Here is a 17,387-nt window from a genome sequence, read left to right as displayed (position 1 = left end):
GCCTTCAGCGTGTCGTCGATCTTCACATAGAGTGCGGTGGCGAGGGTGTTCAGGTCGTTCGTCACACAATGATCTTGGACACCCTCACCCTATTTCCGCAGGCGATCCCTTGGACTCATTCGTCTAGGAGAGGGTCCACTTCTGGTTGGCGGCGCCCGTGCAGGTCCAGATCTGCAGGCGGGTGCCGTCGGCGCTGGTGTTGCCGGTGACGTCGGCGCACTTGTCCGCGGCCGGGTTCACCAGGTCGCGGCCCGCGGTGTGGGTCCACTGCTGGTTGGCGCCGCCGCCGCACGACCACAACTGCAGCTTGCTCCCGTCGGCGGTGCCGCGGTCGACCACGTCGAGACACTTGCCGAGCGCGCGCAGCGTGCCGTCGCCGGGGCGGGTCCACTGCTGGGCGGCCGTGCCGTTGCAGGTGTAGAGCTGAACGGGGGTGCCGTCGGCGCTGCTGCCGCCGGCCACGTCAATGCACTTGCCGCCCAGGCCGGTGATCGGGCCGCCGCTCGTGCCCTGGCCGCCTGACCAGGTGAAGGTGGCTGTGGTGCGGGCGGGCAGCGTGTACACGAAGGACTGGGCGCCCCAGCCGATCCTGATCGACTGGGCCGACGTCCCGCCGTTGTGGGCGATCAGCGCCTTGGAGCCGTCGGGGTTGCGCCAGGCGACGTTCTGGACCGTGCCGTTGGCGGTCGAGTCGATCCGGTACGCCCCCGGCTTGACGAACTTGGTGAGGTGGCCGGTCGTGTAGTACTCGATCGTGTAGTCCACCTGGCCGGCGCGGGCGCCGCCCTCCTGGACGGTGATCAGGCCGGTGCACGTGCCGCAGCCGCCGTTGTGCGGGCCCATGAACTGGTTGAGCGCCAAACTCCACTTCACCAGGCTGCGGCTCCAGTTGCGGGCATAGGTCACGATGTCGGCCATGTCCTCGTTGTGCTGATTGCCGATCCAGGTGCCGCCCGAGTGCTCGGTGCTGAACTGCGGCACCGACGGGTACTGGTCGTGCACCTGCGTGCCGACCGCCGGGTCGCCCCAGTAGCCGTGCCAGGCGATGCCGCCGAACAGCGGGTCGTTGCGCAGCGCCGCGTCGGCCAGGATCGGGCCGCCGATCTGGCCGTAGTCGCCGTAGTTCCAGTCGTGGACGAGAACCTTCGTGGTGATCCCGGCGGCCCGGAACGCCGGGTAGACGAAGTTCTTGGTGAGCTCGATGAGGCCGGAGGCGTTCCAGGACATGCCCGGGTAGTTCATGGCCGGCGGGTTGGCGGCCTGGCAGCAGTTGGGCTCGTTCTGGACCGAGATGTAGTCCACCGGGATGCCGGCGGCCTGGTAGCTCTGCACGTATTTGACCAGGTACTGGGCGTACATGCCGTAGTACTCCCACTTCAGCCAGCCCATCTGGTCCATCCGGCCGTTGTCCTTCATCCAGCCGGGTGCGCTCCACGGCACACCCTTGACCCGCAGCGCGGGGTTGAGCTGCTTGGCCTGGGCGCTGAGCAGGCGGACGTTCGTGTCGTAGCCGTTGGCGCCGAAGTCGTTCAGGTCGCAGCAGGTGTCGTCGAGCGACACCATGCCGGGGCGGGACAGGTCGGAGGCGCCGATCGGGTTGCGGACGAACGACAGCCCGATGCCGTCCGCCGGCGAGAACAGCTTGCGCATCACCGCGTCCCTGGTGGCCGCGCTGACGGGTCCGCCGCGCAGCAGGTACGCGGTGGTGTCGGTGATCGACGCGCCGCCACCCTCGAACTGCTGGTACGTGGCGTTCTCGTTGACCGTGATCGTGTGGTCGGCGGTGCCGCCCGCGGGGCCGAACGTGATGGGGCTCTGTTGCTGGAGGCCGCGGGTGACGTTCCGGCCGCCGGAGTCGGAGGTGGTGGTGAGCCAGACGTTCACCTGCTCGCCGGCGGCCGCCGCCGGGGCGGGCACGGCCAGCCATAAGGCGGCGCAGGCCAGCGCGAGAAGGATTCTGGACACGGCTGGAGTCCTTTCTGGCCGGGGGGTGATGTCGCTGAAACAAATGAAACAGATAAGAAACTTTACCTACGACACCACGGGCAAAATGCGCCGTCAAGGCCTGTAACAAATGAAACAATCAGCGCGGAGCCGGTCCCGTGGAGCCCCGGACGACCAGCTCGGTGGCCAGTGAGACGTGCAGGGCCTCCACGGCGTGCCTGCCGAGCAGGCGCATCAGGAGCGAGACCGCCATCCGTCCCATCTCCTGCAGGGGCTGGCGGACGGTGGTGAGCGCCGGTGACGTCGCCCGGCTGACGTCGATGTCGTCGAAGCCCGCCACCGACAGGTCGCCGGGCACGCTCAGCCCGCGCTCGGCCGCCGCCCGCAACGCGCCGACCGCCATCTTGTCGTTGAACGCCACCAGCGCCGTGGGCCGCTCCGGCAGATCGAGCAGCTCGCCGGCCGCCCGGTAGCCGTGCTCGACGGTCGGCTCGGGCACGCTGCGCAGCAGGCCGGGCTCGGGCAGCACACCGGCGTCGGCCAGCGAGGCGGTGTATCCGGCCAGCCTGGCCTCGCTGGACAACCACGCCTCCGGGCCGCCGATGATCCCGACCCGGCGGTGGCCCAGTCCGGCGACGTGCGCCATCAGCGCCCGCGCGCCCGCGGAATGGGCGGCCGACACCGCGGGGACGTCCTTCGGCGCCGGCGTGCTCGGGTCGATCACCACGAAGGGGAAGCCGCGGTCGCGCAGGCGTACGAGCTCCTCGCCCGGCTCAGGAGGCAGGATCAGAATCGCGCCCGCGACACCCGGCCGGTCGGGCAGGCCGGGCAGCACGGCGGCGCCCTGCGCGGCCTCCCCCGCACCGAGGATCATCTGACGACCGTGCAGCTCGATCGTCTCGCCCACGGAGGAGACGATGAGCCCGAAATAGTCGGTCAGCAGGTACGGGCAGCGTACGTAGATCGCGCCACCTGGGGTCTCCTGCGCCGCGCGCGGCCGCGGCGCCTGCTCCCCCAGCCTGCCGACGGCGCGCAGCACCAGCTCGCGGGTGTGTGGGGCGACGTTGGACTGGCCGTTGAGCACGCGGGAGACGGTGGCGATGGACAGGCCGGTCTCGGCCGCGACGTCCCGCACCGTCGCGCGCATCCTGCTCGCCCTGGCCGCCATCCACGCCCCCTGCTCCGAACACTGCCGCCAGGATAGCCACCGGCTCCCGCCGGGGTGTAGTTCCGACATTTCACGGAAAGCCCGGATTTATTCGCGGCAGCCATTTCTTCAACAGCCGCTCGCCCGCTATTTCCATGCGTTAGATTGTCGCCCCGGAAAGCCGCGCCCGACCTGCGAGGGGGACTATTTCTCGTGCCGGAAAGAGATGATTCCGAGAGCGGGAAACTCGCCAAGGCCCTTCTGTGGCTCGGCACGCTCGTCACCGCCGTCGCCACCGCCTGGGCGACCGACGTGTTCGGCCTCGTCGTACGCCCGGCCGACCTGCTCGGCGCCGGCAAGCCGCCGATGCTGGCCACTGTGCTGCCCGGCACCGGCCACGGCTCCGACCTGGCCGTGGCGGCCCTGCCCGGCTCCCCCCGGGATCGGGCCGTCTTCCTGAGCGGGCGGTTCGAGGACGAGGCGTTCATCGACGTGGCCGCGAGGCTGGGCGGCGCATGGGTGAACCGCATGACGGTGCGCGTCGTCCTCGAGTCCAATCGAGACCTCATCCGCGTCACCGATGTGCGGGTGAAGGAGATTTCACCACGGCAGCCGATCGTCACTCACGCTTTCGTGGAATTCCCTCAAGAAGGGGTGTCCGATAATCCACAGCTGTCCGTGGACCTCAATTCCCGGGACAAGTTCTTCGCCGGCGCGCAAAAACCTGGGCGTCCCTTCTTCGGCGACCACAGCCTGTCGTTGAAACGCGGGCAGCAGACGGAGCTCGGCCTCGAGATCGAGGCCGGGGCGCACAGCCACACGTTCGTGCTGGAGGTCAGGTACGTGGAGGCGGGCAGCGGGAAGGAGGAGATCTTCACGGTGACCGGCCGGAAGGGGCGGCCGTTCCGGCTCACCGGGGCTCCCCGGGTCTACACCGGCTACAACATGGTCTACCGCAACACGGGTGCCGGGCTGCGTCCCGTCAGGGGACGTGCGGCCTGCGAGATCTTCATGGCGGGACGGGCATGCGCGGCCGGGCGCTGATCGCCGCGCTGCTGGTCCTCGCCTGCGCCGCGGGGAGCGGGGCGGCCTGGCGAGGAAGCCCTTCGTTCGACGTCGCCTGGACGGCCGGCGTGGGACCGCTCGGCGACGAGGGCTTCCACGTCAGCGTGCCCGTGGCCACGATCGCCGGCCGGTCACTGGTCGCTTTGCCCTCGGCCCGGCCGCCCGCGGTCCGCGTGCACGACGCGACGACGGGGCAGGTGCTGCGCACGTTCCCGCTGAGTGAGCCGTACGGCGGTCTGCGCGTCGACACGGAGTTCGTGGGGGGACTGCTCGCGATCCGCACCGACGAACGGCCCGGCGAGCAGATCACCGTGCACGACCCGGTCACCGGCCAGGCAAAGTGGTCGCGCCGGTTCTCGTTCGCGGACGTGCCGGTGGCCGCGTTCCTCCCCAGGACGGCCGTCACGCGCGGCGGCATCGTGTGGGCGTCGAAGGGCGGCCTGCGCGGGGTCGACCCGGAGACCGGGCGCGATGCCTGGACGGTGCCATGGCCCCAGGGGTGCGCTGAATACGAGTTGCTCGAGTCCGAGCTCGCGGTCATCGTCCAGAACTGCCGGGACGGATCGCTGACCTTGCACGGCGTGGACATGCGCGCCGGGCGCGTCACGTGGGCCCATCGTGTCCAGGGCAGCCGCGAGGAGATCGCGCGCGCCGACGTCTCCTCCACTCGCCTGATCATGGCCACGGGGGCGGAACGGCTCACCGTTCTGGACGCGCGCGGCCGGCTGATCGCCCGAGCGCGTCACACGTACCCGAACGTCGCCCGGCCGGGCGCGGTGAGCGACGGTGAGGTGACCCTGCTGGTGCGCAGTGAGGGCGGAGCCCGGATGATGACCGCGGTCGGCTCCCGTGACGGTCGGGTCGTCTGGCACAAGTCGCTCATGCCGCTCGAGCCCGTGGAGTCCGCCGAGGGGTATCTGCCCGGCGCTCACACGCTGATCGCCGGCCACGCCGTGGGGTCCGTGGACCACGAACTCGCTGCCCGTCTCATCGAGGTCGTCTCGCTGGCGGACGGTGCGCGGGTCGTGCTGCCCCTTCCCGTCAGCGATCAAGGCAGTGCGGTCATCGGGGCCACCGGTCGGGACGTGCTGGTCTACGAGGCGCATCCTGGCGACGACCGGGTGACGGCCTATCGGTTCCGCGACGGGCCGGTCGAGCGGCCGCCGCTGGCGGTGCCGCCGGAGCGCTGGCCGGACGCGTGCGCGTTGCTCGATCCCGGCGCCTTGCCGGGATATGTGGCGGTCCCGATGATCGAGGATCATCTGGGTCTGCGCTGGCCGAAGCCGGATGTGTGCGAGTTCGCGCCGCCCCGGGACTCGGAGGCGCTGGTGCGGGTGGCGGTCACCTGGGTGGCCGCGACCGCCGCGGACGCCGAGCGGCTGGCCGGCACGATCCTCGCCGCGGATGAGGACGCCGAGCGGCTGGGCGAAGGGGCGTACCTGAGCTCCGACATGGACCGCGACGACCTGCGCACCTTCGCCTGGGTCGTCGGCGGCGGGGTGATCGCCAAGGTCCAGGCCGTCGGCGACCCCGCCACCACGCGCCGCGCCGCCCTCGCGGTGGCCGCCCACCTCCGCGCCCGGTGACCAGACGGCGGACGTGGACGTGGGTCACGTCCGCGCCCGGTGACCAGGCAGCGGACGTGGACATGGGTCACGTCCGCGCCGCGCACCCCGGGCACGGCGCAGGCGTGAGGGCGCCGACCTGCCGAGGGCAGGGTCAGTCGGTCGTCGGGCGGCGGCCGCGGGGTGCGGGTTTCTTGCGGCCCGCCACCAGCGTGTCACCCGGCGCGGGAACGGGGGCCGGGTCGTCGCCCCGTTTGGACTCGGCGGCCTGGGCACGCGGCCGGGGGTGCGGCGCCGTGTCGTCCGTCGGTGAGACCTCCGGAGGCGGTTCGTCGTCCGGAGTCGACGCCTGAGCGGACGCGTCCGGCTCACGGAGCGAGGCGATGACACGGTCCGCCTCGTTGTCGGCGGCGAACTCCTCCGCCGCCTCCGACTCCCTCCGCCGGATCACCACCATGTGATCCACCGACACCCGCCCGGCTCCCACCACGGCGAGCAGGAGGGACGCGGCTCCGAGGAGGATCAGCTCGTTCGTGGTGATCGGGTTGAGCGGCGTCGCGACCAGGAACACCGCCAGTGCCTCGGCGAACAGGATGAGCCCGGTGACGGACACCGCCAGCCCGGCGATCAGCAGCGCGCCGCCGATGAGCTCGGAGAGCATGGTGACCGTGGCCCAGGCTTGGGGCGCGGGCGCGCCCTGCTCGAGAAATTTCGCCCCGGTGTTGATGAGACCGTTTTCCAGCTTGGTCCAGCCGTTGGCGAAGAAAATGCCGCCCACTCCGACGCGGGCGACTAAAGCAGCAAGATCACGAAGGACCTGTTTCACGGTAATTGTCTGCCCTACTGGGGACATGGCACACCTCAATCACGGCTGAGCAGCATGGCCACCGCGACGGCGGTCAGGCTCAGCAGAACGACGCTCACGACCACGGTCGTGTGCAGGGCGTTGACGAAGGCCCACCGGGCGGCGTCGAGCAGCGCGCCGCCCGCGCTGCCGCCGACCTCGTGCGCGACGTGCGCCGCCGAGGCGAGTGACTGCCTGGCCTTGTCCATGCCGCCCTCGGACACTCCTGCAACGGCGGGCAGCCCGGGGGCGTAGGCGATCGCGGTGATCGTGCCGAGCACGGCCACGCCCATTCCCGCGCCCAGCTCGTACGCGGTCTCCTCGATGGCCGCGGCGCCGCCCGCCTGGGACTCCGAGGCCGAGGTCATGATCGTGTCGGAGGCGGCGAGCAGCGCCACCTGCACCCCGAACCCGATGCCGACGAAGCAGATCGCCAGCATCACGGGGTGACCTTCGACGCCCCAGCCCAGCGTGGGGGTCAGGGCCAGCGCGACGAGCCCGAGACCGCCGCTCATCGTGGCCCGCATGCCGATCTTGGGCAGGATGTGGGCCGCGGCGAGCCCGCCGGCGATGGCCGACAACACCAGCGGCAACATCCTGACCGCGGCACGCAGCGGGCTGTCGCCGAGCACGAGTTGCAGGTATTGGGCGAGCATGAGCTGCAGCCCCACCAGCGCGAACACGCCGAGCAGCACGCCCGCCACACCGATGGCGAACTCCCGCCGCCGGAACAACCCGACCTCCAGCAGCGGCACGCGCAACCGGGTCTGCCGCCGGACGAACACGACCAGCAGCGCGAGCCCGGCCAGGAACACCAGCACGGAGGCCCACAGCGGCATCAGACTGCCCGAGCCGGCCTCCTTGAGCCCGAACGCCAGCGCGAGGATCCCGAGCACCGACAACACCGCGCTGACGGCGTCCCACGGCTGTCCCTTGCGCAAGGCCGACTCGGGCAGCAGGCGCACGGCGGCGGGCAGCAGCACCAGCAGGATCGGCACGTTGATGAGGAACACCGAGCCCCACCAGACGCCGACCAGCACGCCGCCGATGAGCGGCCCGACGGCCGCCCCTGCCGCGGCGACCGCGCTCCAGACGCCCAGCGCGATGGCCCGCTCGCGCCGGTCGGTGAACACCTGGCGGATGAGCGAGAGCGTGGCCGGCATGATCATGGCGCCGCCGACGCCGAGCAGCGCCCTGGCAAGGATCAGCGTCAGCGGCGTCGGGGCGAACGCGGCCGCCGCCGAGGCCACCCCGAACAGGACGTAGCCGCACAGGACCAGCCGTTTGCGTCCGTACTTGTCACCGAGCGTGCCGAACATGATCAGCAGCGGCGCGACCACCAGCGAGTAAATGTCGATGATCCACAGCAGTTGCACCGCGGACGGCTCCAGCGCGGCCGTCAGCGCGGGCACCGCGATGTGCAGCACCGTGGCGTCGACAGTGATCAGCAGCAGGCTCAGGCAGAGCAGGACGAGAATGGACCAGCGGCGGTCACCGCGCCCGCGATCGGCAGTCCGTACGAGGGGTGCGGCCTGTGTGACGGTCATGGGCCTCCTTGCAGGCCGATCCGTTGACAGGGCCCGCACGTGCTATCCGGTCGGCCGCTTGCGAACCGCGCCTCGACGCTCGCTCCTTTCGAGCTCTGGCGTCCCGGCTCGCGCGCTCCGGCTTGCGTGGCAGCTTAGGCTATGCGACGCGCTTCTCATAGCGGTATCGCCTGATCCAGGGTGGCCCGTACCTCTCTAGAGAGATACAGCCATATGTCGGTATCTATCCAACATTCGCCCGCCAGCCGATCATGGACCACGTGAGGACCGATGGAAGTAGCGGCAATGACGATATTCCGGATGGGTCCTCACGCGATTGGTGTGACGAGGCCCTGACCAGGCTGAATGCCGGCCGTCCCGAGTCCGCGCTGGACGCCGCGCGCCGGGCCGCGGACCTGGATCCCGGCGCGGAGTGGGCGTACCGGCTCATCAGCCTCGCCCACGAGCGGCTGGGCCGCGATGCCGACGCGGTGCCTCCGGCGGAGCGGGCGGTGGACCTGGCGCGCGGCTCCTGGCCGGCCCGCCTGCGCCTGGCCGCGATCCTGCGCAGGACGCCGGGCCGCTGGCAGGAGGCGGTCGGGCACGCGGAGCTGGCCAAGAAGTTCGCGCCGGAGGAGCCCGATCCCGAGGTGATGCTGGGCGACCTGGCGCTGCTGCGGGGCGACCACGCCGGCGCCGAGTGCACCTACCTGCAGGCGCTCGCCGCCGACTCCGGGCATCTGCAGGCCCGGGTCAATCTGGGCCTGTCGTTGCTGCGCTGGGACCGGCCGCGCCCGCACCACGATCCGGCCTGGCCGGTGGACCCGCGCGACACCGGCCGGGCCAGGCGGGCGTTGGAGGTGTGGTCGCGGCAGTCGCGACTGCTGGTCGCCGTCGCCACGGTGGCCGTCGCGGTGTCGGCGTTGTTCTTCGACTGGGGCGCCCAGGCGCAGTTCGGCGGGTTCGCGGTGCTCGTCCTGCTGGTGCCGCTCACGGTCAGGCAGGCGCGGCGGGTCCGCCTCTGGACGTACGTGCCCGCGATGTTCGGCAGGGATCCGTGGCTGGGTGCGGGCGTCGTGTCGGCCGCGGTGTCGGTCCTGGCGTTCGCCGCATGGTTGTTGCTGGGGGTGGTGCCGGCGGTGCCGTCCTCGTTCGATCCGGTGTGGGCGGGGTTGGCGGGCATCGTGGTTCTGGGCTGGCCGGCGCTCGCGGCCGTGCGGGCACTGGCCGAGGCGTGGCGGGGCCGCCCGCTGGCGGCGCTGGAGCAGTCGATTCTGGCCGGCGCCGACCGCACCGCCAGGAGGAACACCGGCGTCACGCTCTGGATCCTGCTCTGCAGAACCTGGTCGGTCCTGGTGCCGGTGGTGGGCGGGGCGCTCGCGGTGGAGCCCCGGGCCGCCCTGGCGGCGCTGGCGGTGCCGTACCCGATGGTGCGCGGTTACCTGCGTGCCCGCTACCGCGACGACGCGTGGCTGATCGCCGCGACGGCGTTCGTGGTGCTGGCTGCCGTGACCTGCGCGGCGGGCGGGCTGCTGGGCTCGGCGTGGGCGTGGCGGATCGGCCTCGGCGCGCTGGGCGCGGCGGTGATCGTGTTCGCGGCTCGGGCGCTGCGTGCGTGGTGGCGGGGCGGCCCTGGGCCGTGGCGGGCCTCTCTGATCATGTGCGACCTGCCCATGGGCGCCGCACCGTCCGTCGCGCTGACCCCTGAGGTGCGCCAGACCTTCTCGTACGCCCGGAGCATCGTGCTGTCGTACGGCGACCAACTGGGCCCCAGGGTCGTGGGCGCGGCCGCGTCCGTCACGTCCACCGGCGAGCTGCGGCTGATCGCCGAGACCGAGGCATGGGAGGCGATCGAGGCCGACCCCCGGGTGGCGGTGTTCGCGGCCGACCCGCTGCAGCGGCGGTTCTGGGTGGAGGTGCGCGGCATCGCCCTGCCCGACTCGGACATCCTGCGCGTCACCCCCAAAGAGGTGCTCGTCGGCGAATTCCCTGGGCGGCACCAGCGCCGGTGACTAGAATTTAGTTCTATGCGAACGCTGCGCACGCCCGAGGAACGATTCGCGGATCTCCCCGATTTCCCTTACGAGCCCCGGTACGCCGACGTCGCGGAGGGCCTGCGCATGGCCTACGTGGAGGCGGGGCCGCCCGGCGGCGAGCCCGTCGTGCTGCTGCACGGCGAGCCGACCTGGTCGTTCCTCTACCGGCATGTCATGGCCGAGCTGGCCGCGGCCGGGCTGCGCGCGATCGCGGTCGACCTGATCGGGTTCGGCCGCTCCGACAAGCCGGCCGACATCGCCGACCACTCCTACGCCATGCACGTCGAGTGGACCCGCGCCCTGCTGTTCGACGTGCTTCAACTGGGTCCGCAGCGAAGCGAGGACGTCCAGCGAAGCGCGCCGGGCCGAGGCTCGGCCGGGAAGCACAACCTGAGCGGCGTCACCGTGGTCGGCCAGGACTGGGGCGGGCTGATCGGGTTGCGGATCGCGGCCGAACACCCAGGGAGGATCGCCAGGATCGTGGCGGCCAACACGGGCTTGCCCACGGGTGACATTCCCATGCCCGAGGTGTGGCATCGGTTCAAGGACGCGGTGCTGAAGGCTCCGGTGCTCGATATCGGCCGGCTGGTTCAGGCGGGCTGCAAGAGGGAGCTGTCTCCAGAGGTGCGGGCGGCCTATGACGCGCCGTTCCCCGACGAGTCTTACAAGGCGGGTCCGCGTGCCATGCCGGGGCTCGTGCCGATCTCCCCCGACGATCCCGCCGCGCCCGCCAACCGCGCTGCCTGGGAGGTCCTCACGACGCTCGATCGGCCGTTCCTGGTGGCGTTCTCCGACGGCGATCCGATCACCGGGGGCATGGCGCCCATTCTGCTCAAAACGATCTCAGGCACGTCCGGCCTGGCACATCCCGTCATCAAGGGTGCGGGACACTTCCTCCAGGAGGACGCGGGCGCGGAACTCGGGCGGCAGATCGCCGTTTTCGTGACCTCCACCTAGCGTGTCAGGAGCCCCCAATACTCGGTCCCGTGCGGTATAACCGGGGGCGGACCGGGGAGGCGTGATGCGTGAGTCCGGCAGGGCCCAGGCCGCGGGGCGGGCCGCAGCGCGGGATCTGTTCGAGCAGGTGCGAGAGCGTTATTTCCAGATTCCCCAGGCCGTGCGCCGGGTGCTCTACGTGGTCGTGCTGGTCGCCACCATGGGAGTGGGCGCGGCGCTCGGCTGGTACCTGCCCACGACCTTCGTCACAACGCTGGTGCTCCTCGCCTTCGTCGCGCTGACCATGCGTTTCCCTCGCGCCGCCGCCACCACGCTGGTGGTGGTGGGCTGGGGCGTGGGGGCGTTGTATCTGTTCCAAGCGCTCTATCCGCCCGGTTCCACGGCCGTGCACCTGATGGTGGGGCTGGCCGTCCTCGTGGCCGCCGCCGCGCACCTCATCCGCTGGGTGACGCCGTGGGTGACCACGCTGGCGGCGCTCGTTCCCGCGGGGATGCTCGCCGCGGCGGTGGCCCCTGTGTCGCCTGCCGTCTCGATGTGGGTGGGCTATGGCGTGGCGCTGTGCGTGCTCGTCTACCGCTTCGTGCTCGCCCGCCGGGCCAAGGCGGCCAGCGCTGCCGTCGAGGAGCAGGTCCGGGTCAGGGTGCGGGAAGGCAGGCCGGAGTCCACGCACGACCGGGGCGGCGCGCTGCCGCAGATCTCCGTGGAGGAGGCGCTCGGCGAGTTGGAGAGCATGATCGGGCTGGCCCCGGTCAAGGAGCAGGTGCGATCGATCGCCGCCTCCATCGAGGCCTCCAGGCTGCGGGCCGAGGCCGGCTACACCGCCGAGCGGCCCACCAGGCATTTCGTGTTCGCCGGGCCGCCGGGCACCGGCAAGACCAGCGTGGCCCGTGCGCTCGCCAAGATCTTCTACGCGTTCGGCCTGCTGGAGACCCCCTACGTGGTCGAGGCCCAGCGGGCCGACCTGGTGGGCGAGTTCCTGGGCGCGACCGCGATCAAGACCAACGAGCTGGTCGACCGGGCGCTCGGCGGGGTGTTGTTCATCGACGAGGCGTACGGGCTGATCAACTCCTCCGACGGCCAGCCCGACCGGTTCGGCGCCGAGGCCGTGCAGACCCTGCTCAAGCGAGCCGAGGACGACCGCGACCGGGTGATCATCATCCTGGCCGGCTACGAGCAGGAGATGAGCTCGTTCCTGTCCAGCAACCCGGGCCTGGCCAGCAGGTTCGCCACGCGGGTGCGGTTCCCCGGCTACTCCCCCGCCGAGCTGGTCGAGGTCACCGAGCTGCTCCAGCGGCGCAGGGGCGACACGATGGACCAGGACACCAGGCGTGTGCTGCTCGGCATGTACGAGAACGTGCACCGGCGCGGCCTGGTCGACGAGCTGGGCAACGCCAGGTTCGCGCGCAGCCTCGTCGAGGCCGCCGCGCAGGCCCGCGACGTACGCGTGGTGGGCGCCGGCGGCACGCCGAGCACCCAGGACCTGGTGACGACCATGACGGCCGACGTGACGAAGGCGTTCGAGGAGCTGACCGCGCGTTTCCGCGGCTACGTCGCCACGCCCACGCTGGAGGAGGCGCTGGCCGACCTCGACAGGATGGCGGGCCTGGCGCCGGTCAAGCGGCAGGTGCACGCGATCGCCGCCCAGCTGCAGGTGGCGCGGATGCGGCAGGAGCGCGGCCTGCCGACGCCGCAGCAGATGCGGCACTTCGTGTTCGCCGGCCCGCCCGGCACCGGCAAGACCACGGTCGCCAGGGTGCTGGGGCGGATCTTCGCCGCGCTCGGCCTGCTGGCCAGGCCGGACGTGGTCGAGGCGCACCGGGCCGACCTGGTGGGCCAGCACCTCGGCGCGACCGCGATCAAGACCAACGAGCTGGTCGACCGGGCGATCGGCGGGGTGTTGTTCATCGACGAGGCCTACAGCCTGGTCAACCCCGGCTACCAGGGCGGCGACGCGTTCGGCGCCGAGGCCGTGCAGACCCTGCTCAAGCGGGCGGAGGACGACCGCGACCGGCTCGTCATCGTGCTGGCCGGCTACGAACGCGAGATGGACGCGTTCCTGGCCACCAACCCCGGTCTGGCCAGCCGGTTCAACCAGCGGGTGGCCTTCCCCAGCTACTCGCCGCGGGAGCTGACCCAGATCGCGGTGCTGCTCGCGGAGAGATCGGGCGACACCTTCGACGAGGACGCGCTGCGCAACCTCGACGAGGTCTTCGCCTGGGTGTGCGAGGAGCGGCTGATCGACGGGCTCGGCAACGGCCGCTTCGCCAGGTCCCTGTTCGAGCGCGCGTCCATGCGCCGCGACGTGCGGCTGGCCGCGCACGCCGCGCGCGGCGGGTCCGCCAGCTCGGCCGACCTGACCACGATCACGAGCGAGGACGTCGCGACGGCGGTGGACGAGCTTTCCGGACGCTGACGCTCCGGCCGCGGCCCTGATGTTCTCCGGCGGTTGCGTGCGCGGAGCCGGTCGCATGGTGTAGCAATATGACTACGGTGGGCCACCTTCAGGTTCACTCACAGGCCGTGCGCGTCGGAGGGGGGACGATGGCCGGATTCCTGGTCCGCAGGCTCCTCTCGTACGCCGTGCTCGTCGGAGTCGCCGCCAGTCTCGCCTACCTGCTGGCGGCCACGGCCCTGGACCCGCGCTCCAACTACGCCGACCGCACGCCCAAGCCACCTCCCGCCGTCGTGGACGCCCAGCTCACCGCGCTCAACCTCAATGACAAGACGCCGCTGCTGCAGCGTTACGCCACCTGGGCGACCGGCGTGCTCCGCGGCGACTTCGGCAAGGCGGTCACGGGCTCGCCGGTCAACGAGGATCTCAAGCGCCGCATGGGCGTCACGTTCCGGCTGGTCATCCTGGGCCTGCTCTTCGGGAGCGCGCTCGGGGTGTTGCTCGGGGCGCTGGCGGCGGTCCGGCAGTACGGCTGGTTCGACCGGCTCTCGACCGGCCTGTCGTTCGTGGTGCTCGCCGTGCCGGTGGTCGTGCTGGCCAACATGATGATTCTGACGGCCACCTGGGCCAACGAGCGCCTCTTCGGCCGCCAGGTGTTCCTCGTCAGCGGCGAATACAGCGACGGCCTGGACGCGGGGTTCTGGGGTCAGGCCGTGGACCGGCTGCAGCACCTGATCCTGCCGACGATCTCGTTGTCCATCGGCCTCATCGCGGTCTTCAGCCGCTACCAGCGCAACATGATGCTCGACGTGCTGGGCGCCGACTTCCTGCGCACCGCCATGGCCAAGGGGCTCAGCAGGCGCAAGGCGCTCGTCAGGCACGCCCTGCGGACGGCGCTGATCCCGGTGGTCACCTATTTCGCGTTCATGTTCGGAGCGCTGCTGACGGGGGCGACGTTCACGGAGAAGATCTTCGGCTGGCACGGGCTGGGCGAGCAGCTGATCAACTCGATCTTCAGCAACGACGTCAACACCGTCGCGGCCATCTCCTGCCTGGCCGCCATCGCCGTGTTGTGCGCCTCGCTGGCCGCCGACCTGCTGCACGCGGCGCTCGATCCCAGGGTGCGGGCCCGATGACCCTGCACGAGGAGGAAGTAGCCGAGGAACTGTCCGACGGCGTCCTGGCCAGGAGCCCGTCACGGATGCGTGTGGTCGCCGGGCGGTTCTTCCGCTCCCGCCAGGGGGTGGCCGGGTTCGTGGTGCTGGCGCTGATGTTCCTGCTGGCGTTCGCCGGGCCGCTGTTCAGCCGGTGGAGCTACACGGACAAGGATTTCACCGCGTTCCTGCAGCCGCCGTCGTCGTCCCATTGGTTCGGAACGCTCCAGACGGGTGCCGACGTCTATGCGCTGACGCTGCGCGGCATGCAGAAGTCGCTGGTCGTGGGCCTGCTGGCGGCTCTGGTGTCCACGGCGCTCGCGGCGGTGGTGGGAGCGTTCTCCGGCTACTTCCTGGGGTGGACCGACCGGGTGCTGAGCTGGGTGACCGACCTACTGCTCGTGCTGCCCGGGTTTCTGATCCTGGCGATCATGTCGCCGCTGTTCGAGTCGGGGCAGTGGCCGCTGTTCGTGATCATGCTGGCGTTGTTCCTGTGGATGGTCACCTCGAAGATCGTCAGGGGGATGGCGATCTCGCTGAAGGAGCGGGAGTTCATCCAGGCCGCCCGCTACATGGGGGTGCCGCCGGCGCGGATCGTGTTCCGGCACGTGATCCCCAACCTGTCGTCGCTGCTGATCGTGGACGCCACGCTCAACGTCAGCGCCGCGATACTCACCGAGACCTCGCTGTCGTACTTCGGGTTCGGCATCCGGCCGCCGGACGTGTCGTTCGGCACGCTCATCGCCGACGGCTCCAAGACGGCCACGTACGCGCCGTGGACGTTCTGGTTCGTGGCCGGGCTGCTGGTGGTCACGGTGCTCGCGGTCAACCTCATCGGCGACGCCCTGCGTGACGCGTTCGACCCGGCGGCGAAACGATGAGCCCGGTCCTCGAGGTCACCGACCTCAACGTGGCGTTCGGCGACGTGCCCGCCGTCCGCGGGGTCAGCTACGCCGTGCACCCTGGCGAGGTCCTCGGCATCGTCGGCGAGTCCGGCTCGGGCAAGTCCGTCACCTCGGCCGCCGTCATGGGGCTGCTGCCGCACGGCGCGCGCGTCACCGGGTCGGTGCGGCTGCACGGCAAGGAGCTGATCGGAGCCCCTGAGCGGGAGCTGACCGCGTTCCGTGGCAAGACGATCTCGATGGTGTTCCAGGATCCGCTGTCGGCGCTCACGCCGGTCTACCGCATCGGCGACCAGATCGCCGAGGCGGTGCGCGTGCACCAGCGGGTCAGCAAGGAGACCGCCCTGGTCAAGGCGATCGAGCTGCTGGAGCTCGTCGGCATCCCGCATCCGGTCGAGCGGGCGCTGGCCTTCCCGCACGAGTTCTCCGGCGGCATGCGGCAGCGTGTGGTGATCGCCATGGCCATCGCCAACGACCCCGATGTGATCATCTGCGACGAGCCGACCACGGCGCTCGACGTCACCATCCAGGCTCAGGTGCTGGAGGTCCTCAAGAAGGCGCAGCGCAAGACCGGTGCCGCCATCATCATGATCACGCACGATCTCGGGGTGGTGGCCGGGTTCGCCGACCGGGTGCTGGTCATGTACGCCGGGCGCCCGGTCGAGGTGGGCGACGTGGACGACATCTACTACGGGCCGCGCATGCCGTACACGGTGGGCCTGCTGGGCTCCGTGCCGCGGGTGGACCGGGGAGGGCGGCGGCCGCTCGTGCCGATCGAGGGCAACCCGCCCTCGCCGGCGGCGTTGCCGCCGGGGTGCCCGTTCGCGCCGCGCTGCCCGATGAAGGTGGACGCGTGCGACGAGGGAGAGCCGCCGCTGTTCGAGGTCGGGGCGGGGCACCGGGCGGCGTGCATCCGCTGGGACGAGGTGCCGAAGCTCCATCCGCCGGGGCGGCACGAGGCTCTGGGGGCGCGGGAGCCCAGAGCGGCCCGGGCCGAGCGCACGGTCCTGGAGGTCAGCGGCCTGGTCAAGGACTTCCCGCTGGTACGGGGGGCGGTGTTCAAGCGCCGGGTGGGCACCGTGCACGCCGTGGCGGGGGTCGGGTTCGACGTACGCCACGGCGAGACGCTGGGGCTGGTCGGCGAGTCGGGCAGCGGCAAGACGACCACGCTGACGCAGATACTCGAGCTGGCCAAGCCGCAGGAGGGCCGCATCGTCGTGCTCGGGCACGACACGGCCCGGGTCGGCCGGGCGGAGCGCACCGCGATCAGGCGTGACATGCAGGTCGTCTTCCAGGATCCGATGGCCTCGCTCGACCCGCGCATGACCGTGCACGACATCCTGGCCGAGCCGCTGCGGACCCACGGGCTGCGCGCTCCGGGACGGCGGGTCGCCGAGCTGCTGTCGCTGGTCGGGCTCGAGGTCTCGCACGCCGCCCGCTACCCGCAGGACTTCTCTGGCGGGCAGCGGCAGCGCATCGGCATCGCCCGGGCGCTCGCGCTGGAGCCCAAGCTGCTGGTGCTGGACGAGCCCGTCTCGGCGCTCGACGTGTCGATCCAGGCCGGGGTGATCAACCTGCTGGACGCGCTGAAGGCCAGGCTCGGGCTGTCCTATCTGTTCGTGGCGCACGACCTGGCCGTGGTGCGCTACATCGCCGACCGGGTCGCGGTGATGCACCTCGGCAGGATCGCCGAGATCGGCCAGGTGGACGCCGTCTATGAGGCTCCGGCGCATCCGTACACGCAGGCGCTGCTGTCGGCGATCCCGCTGCCCGATCCGGTACGCGAGCGGACGCGACGGCGAATCCTGCTCCACGGCGACCTGCCCAGCCCGGCCCACCCTCCGACGGGCTGCCG

Annotated in this window: 12 protein-coding genes; 8 read left to right on the top strand and 4 right to left on the bottom strand. The window is 71.1% G+C overall.

All coding sequences use genetic code 11. The features are described 5' to 3' along the window. Positions 1-123: 123 nt before the first annotated feature. Together ETD86_RS43050 and ETD86_RS43045 are read right to left on the bottom strand one after the other, a co-directional pair. On the bottom strand, positions 124-1,965 hold the full coding sequence (locus ETD86_RS43050; RefSeq protein WP_211370667.1) for a ricin-type beta-trefoil lectin domain protein: 1,842 nt from the start codon (positions 1,963-1,965) through the stop codon (positions 124-126). 118 nt (positions 1,966-2,083) lie between these two features. Further along, positions 2,084-3,112, bottom strand: coding sequence for a LacI family DNA-binding transcriptional regulator (locus ETD86_RS43045; protein WP_138672404.1), 1,029 nt, complete (start codon positions 3,110-3,112; stop codon positions 2,084-2,086). A gap of 192 nt (positions 3,113-3,304) precedes the next feature. Here ETD86_RS43045 and ETD86_RS43040 point away from each other — a divergent pair, with 192 nt between their 5' ends. Further along, entirely contained in the window at positions 3,305-4,135 is an 831-nt protein-coding gene (locus ETD86_RS43040; protein ID WP_138672403.1) for a hypothetical protein, read from the top strand. After that, positions 4,117-5,742 (top strand): outer membrane protein assembly factor BamB family protein, encoded by a 1,626-nt coding sequence (locus ETD86_RS43035; protein WP_138672402.1) that lies wholly within the window; start codon positions 4,117-4,119, stop codon positions 5,740-5,742. Before ETD86_RS43040 ends, ETD86_RS43035 begins: the two co-directional genes overlap by 19 nt. A 133-nt stretch (positions 5,743-5,875) precedes the next feature. On the opposite strand, the gene ETD86_RS43030 is transcribed toward ETD86_RS43035, so the two are convergent. Next, a complete protein-coding gene (locus ETD86_RS43030) occupies positions 5,876-6,547 on the bottom strand; it encodes a DoxX family membrane protein (RefSeq protein ID WP_170223568.1) in 672 nt (223 codons plus the stop codon). A 35-nt stretch (positions 6,548-6,582) separates the two neighbouring features. After that, a complete protein-coding gene (locus tag ETD86_RS43025) occupies positions 6,583-8,112 on the bottom strand; it encodes an MFS transporter (protein ID WP_138672400.1) in 1,530 nt (509 codons plus the stop codon). A gap of 260 nt (positions 8,113-8,372) precedes the next feature. Between ETD86_RS43025 and ETD86_RS43020 the strand changes: the two genes are divergently transcribed. From ETD86_RS43020 to ETD86_RS42995, 6 genes are all read left to right on the top strand, one after another. Then, complete coding sequence (locus tag ETD86_RS43020; RefSeq protein WP_138672399.1) at positions 8,373-10,103, top strand: tetratricopeptide repeat protein; 1,731 nt, start codon at positions 8,373-8,375, stop codon at positions 10,101-10,103. A gap of 15 nt (positions 10,104-10,118) precedes the next feature. Then, positions 10,119-11,084, top strand: coding sequence for a haloalkane dehalogenase (locus tag ETD86_RS43015; protein ID WP_138672398.1), 966 nt, complete (start codon positions 10,119-10,121; stop codon positions 11,082-11,084). 64 nt (positions 11,085-11,148) lie between these two features. Continuing rightward, positions 11,149-13,497 (top strand): AAA family ATPase, encoded by a 2,349-nt coding sequence (locus ETD86_RS43010; RefSeq protein ID WP_138672397.1) that lies wholly within the window; start codon positions 11,149-11,151, stop codon positions 13,495-13,497. 128 nt (positions 13,498-13,625) lie between these two features. Further along, a complete protein-coding gene (locus tag ETD86_RS43005) occupies positions 13,626-14,612 on the top strand; it encodes an ABC transporter permease (protein WP_138672396.1) in 987 nt (328 codons plus the stop codon). After that, positions 14,609-15,511, top strand: coding sequence for an ABC transporter permease (locus ETD86_RS43000; protein ID WP_138672395.1), 903 nt, complete (start codon positions 14,609-14,611; stop codon positions 15,509-15,511). Before ETD86_RS43005 ends, ETD86_RS43000 begins: the two co-directional genes overlap by 4 nt. Next, on the top strand, positions 15,508-17,387 hold a 1,880-nt coding region (locus ETD86_RS42995), incomplete at its 3' end, for a dipeptide ABC transporter ATP-binding protein (RefSeq protein WP_138672394.1). The genes ETD86_RS43000 and ETD86_RS42995, both read left to right, overlap by 4 nt.

This window comes from Nonomuraea turkmeniaca (assembly GCF_005889735.1).
Lineage (GTDB): Bacteria > Actinomycetota > Actinomycetes > Streptosporangiales > Streptosporangiaceae > Nonomuraea > Nonomuraea turkmeniaca.
This window is presented reverse-complemented; position numbering and strand designations above follow the sequence as displayed.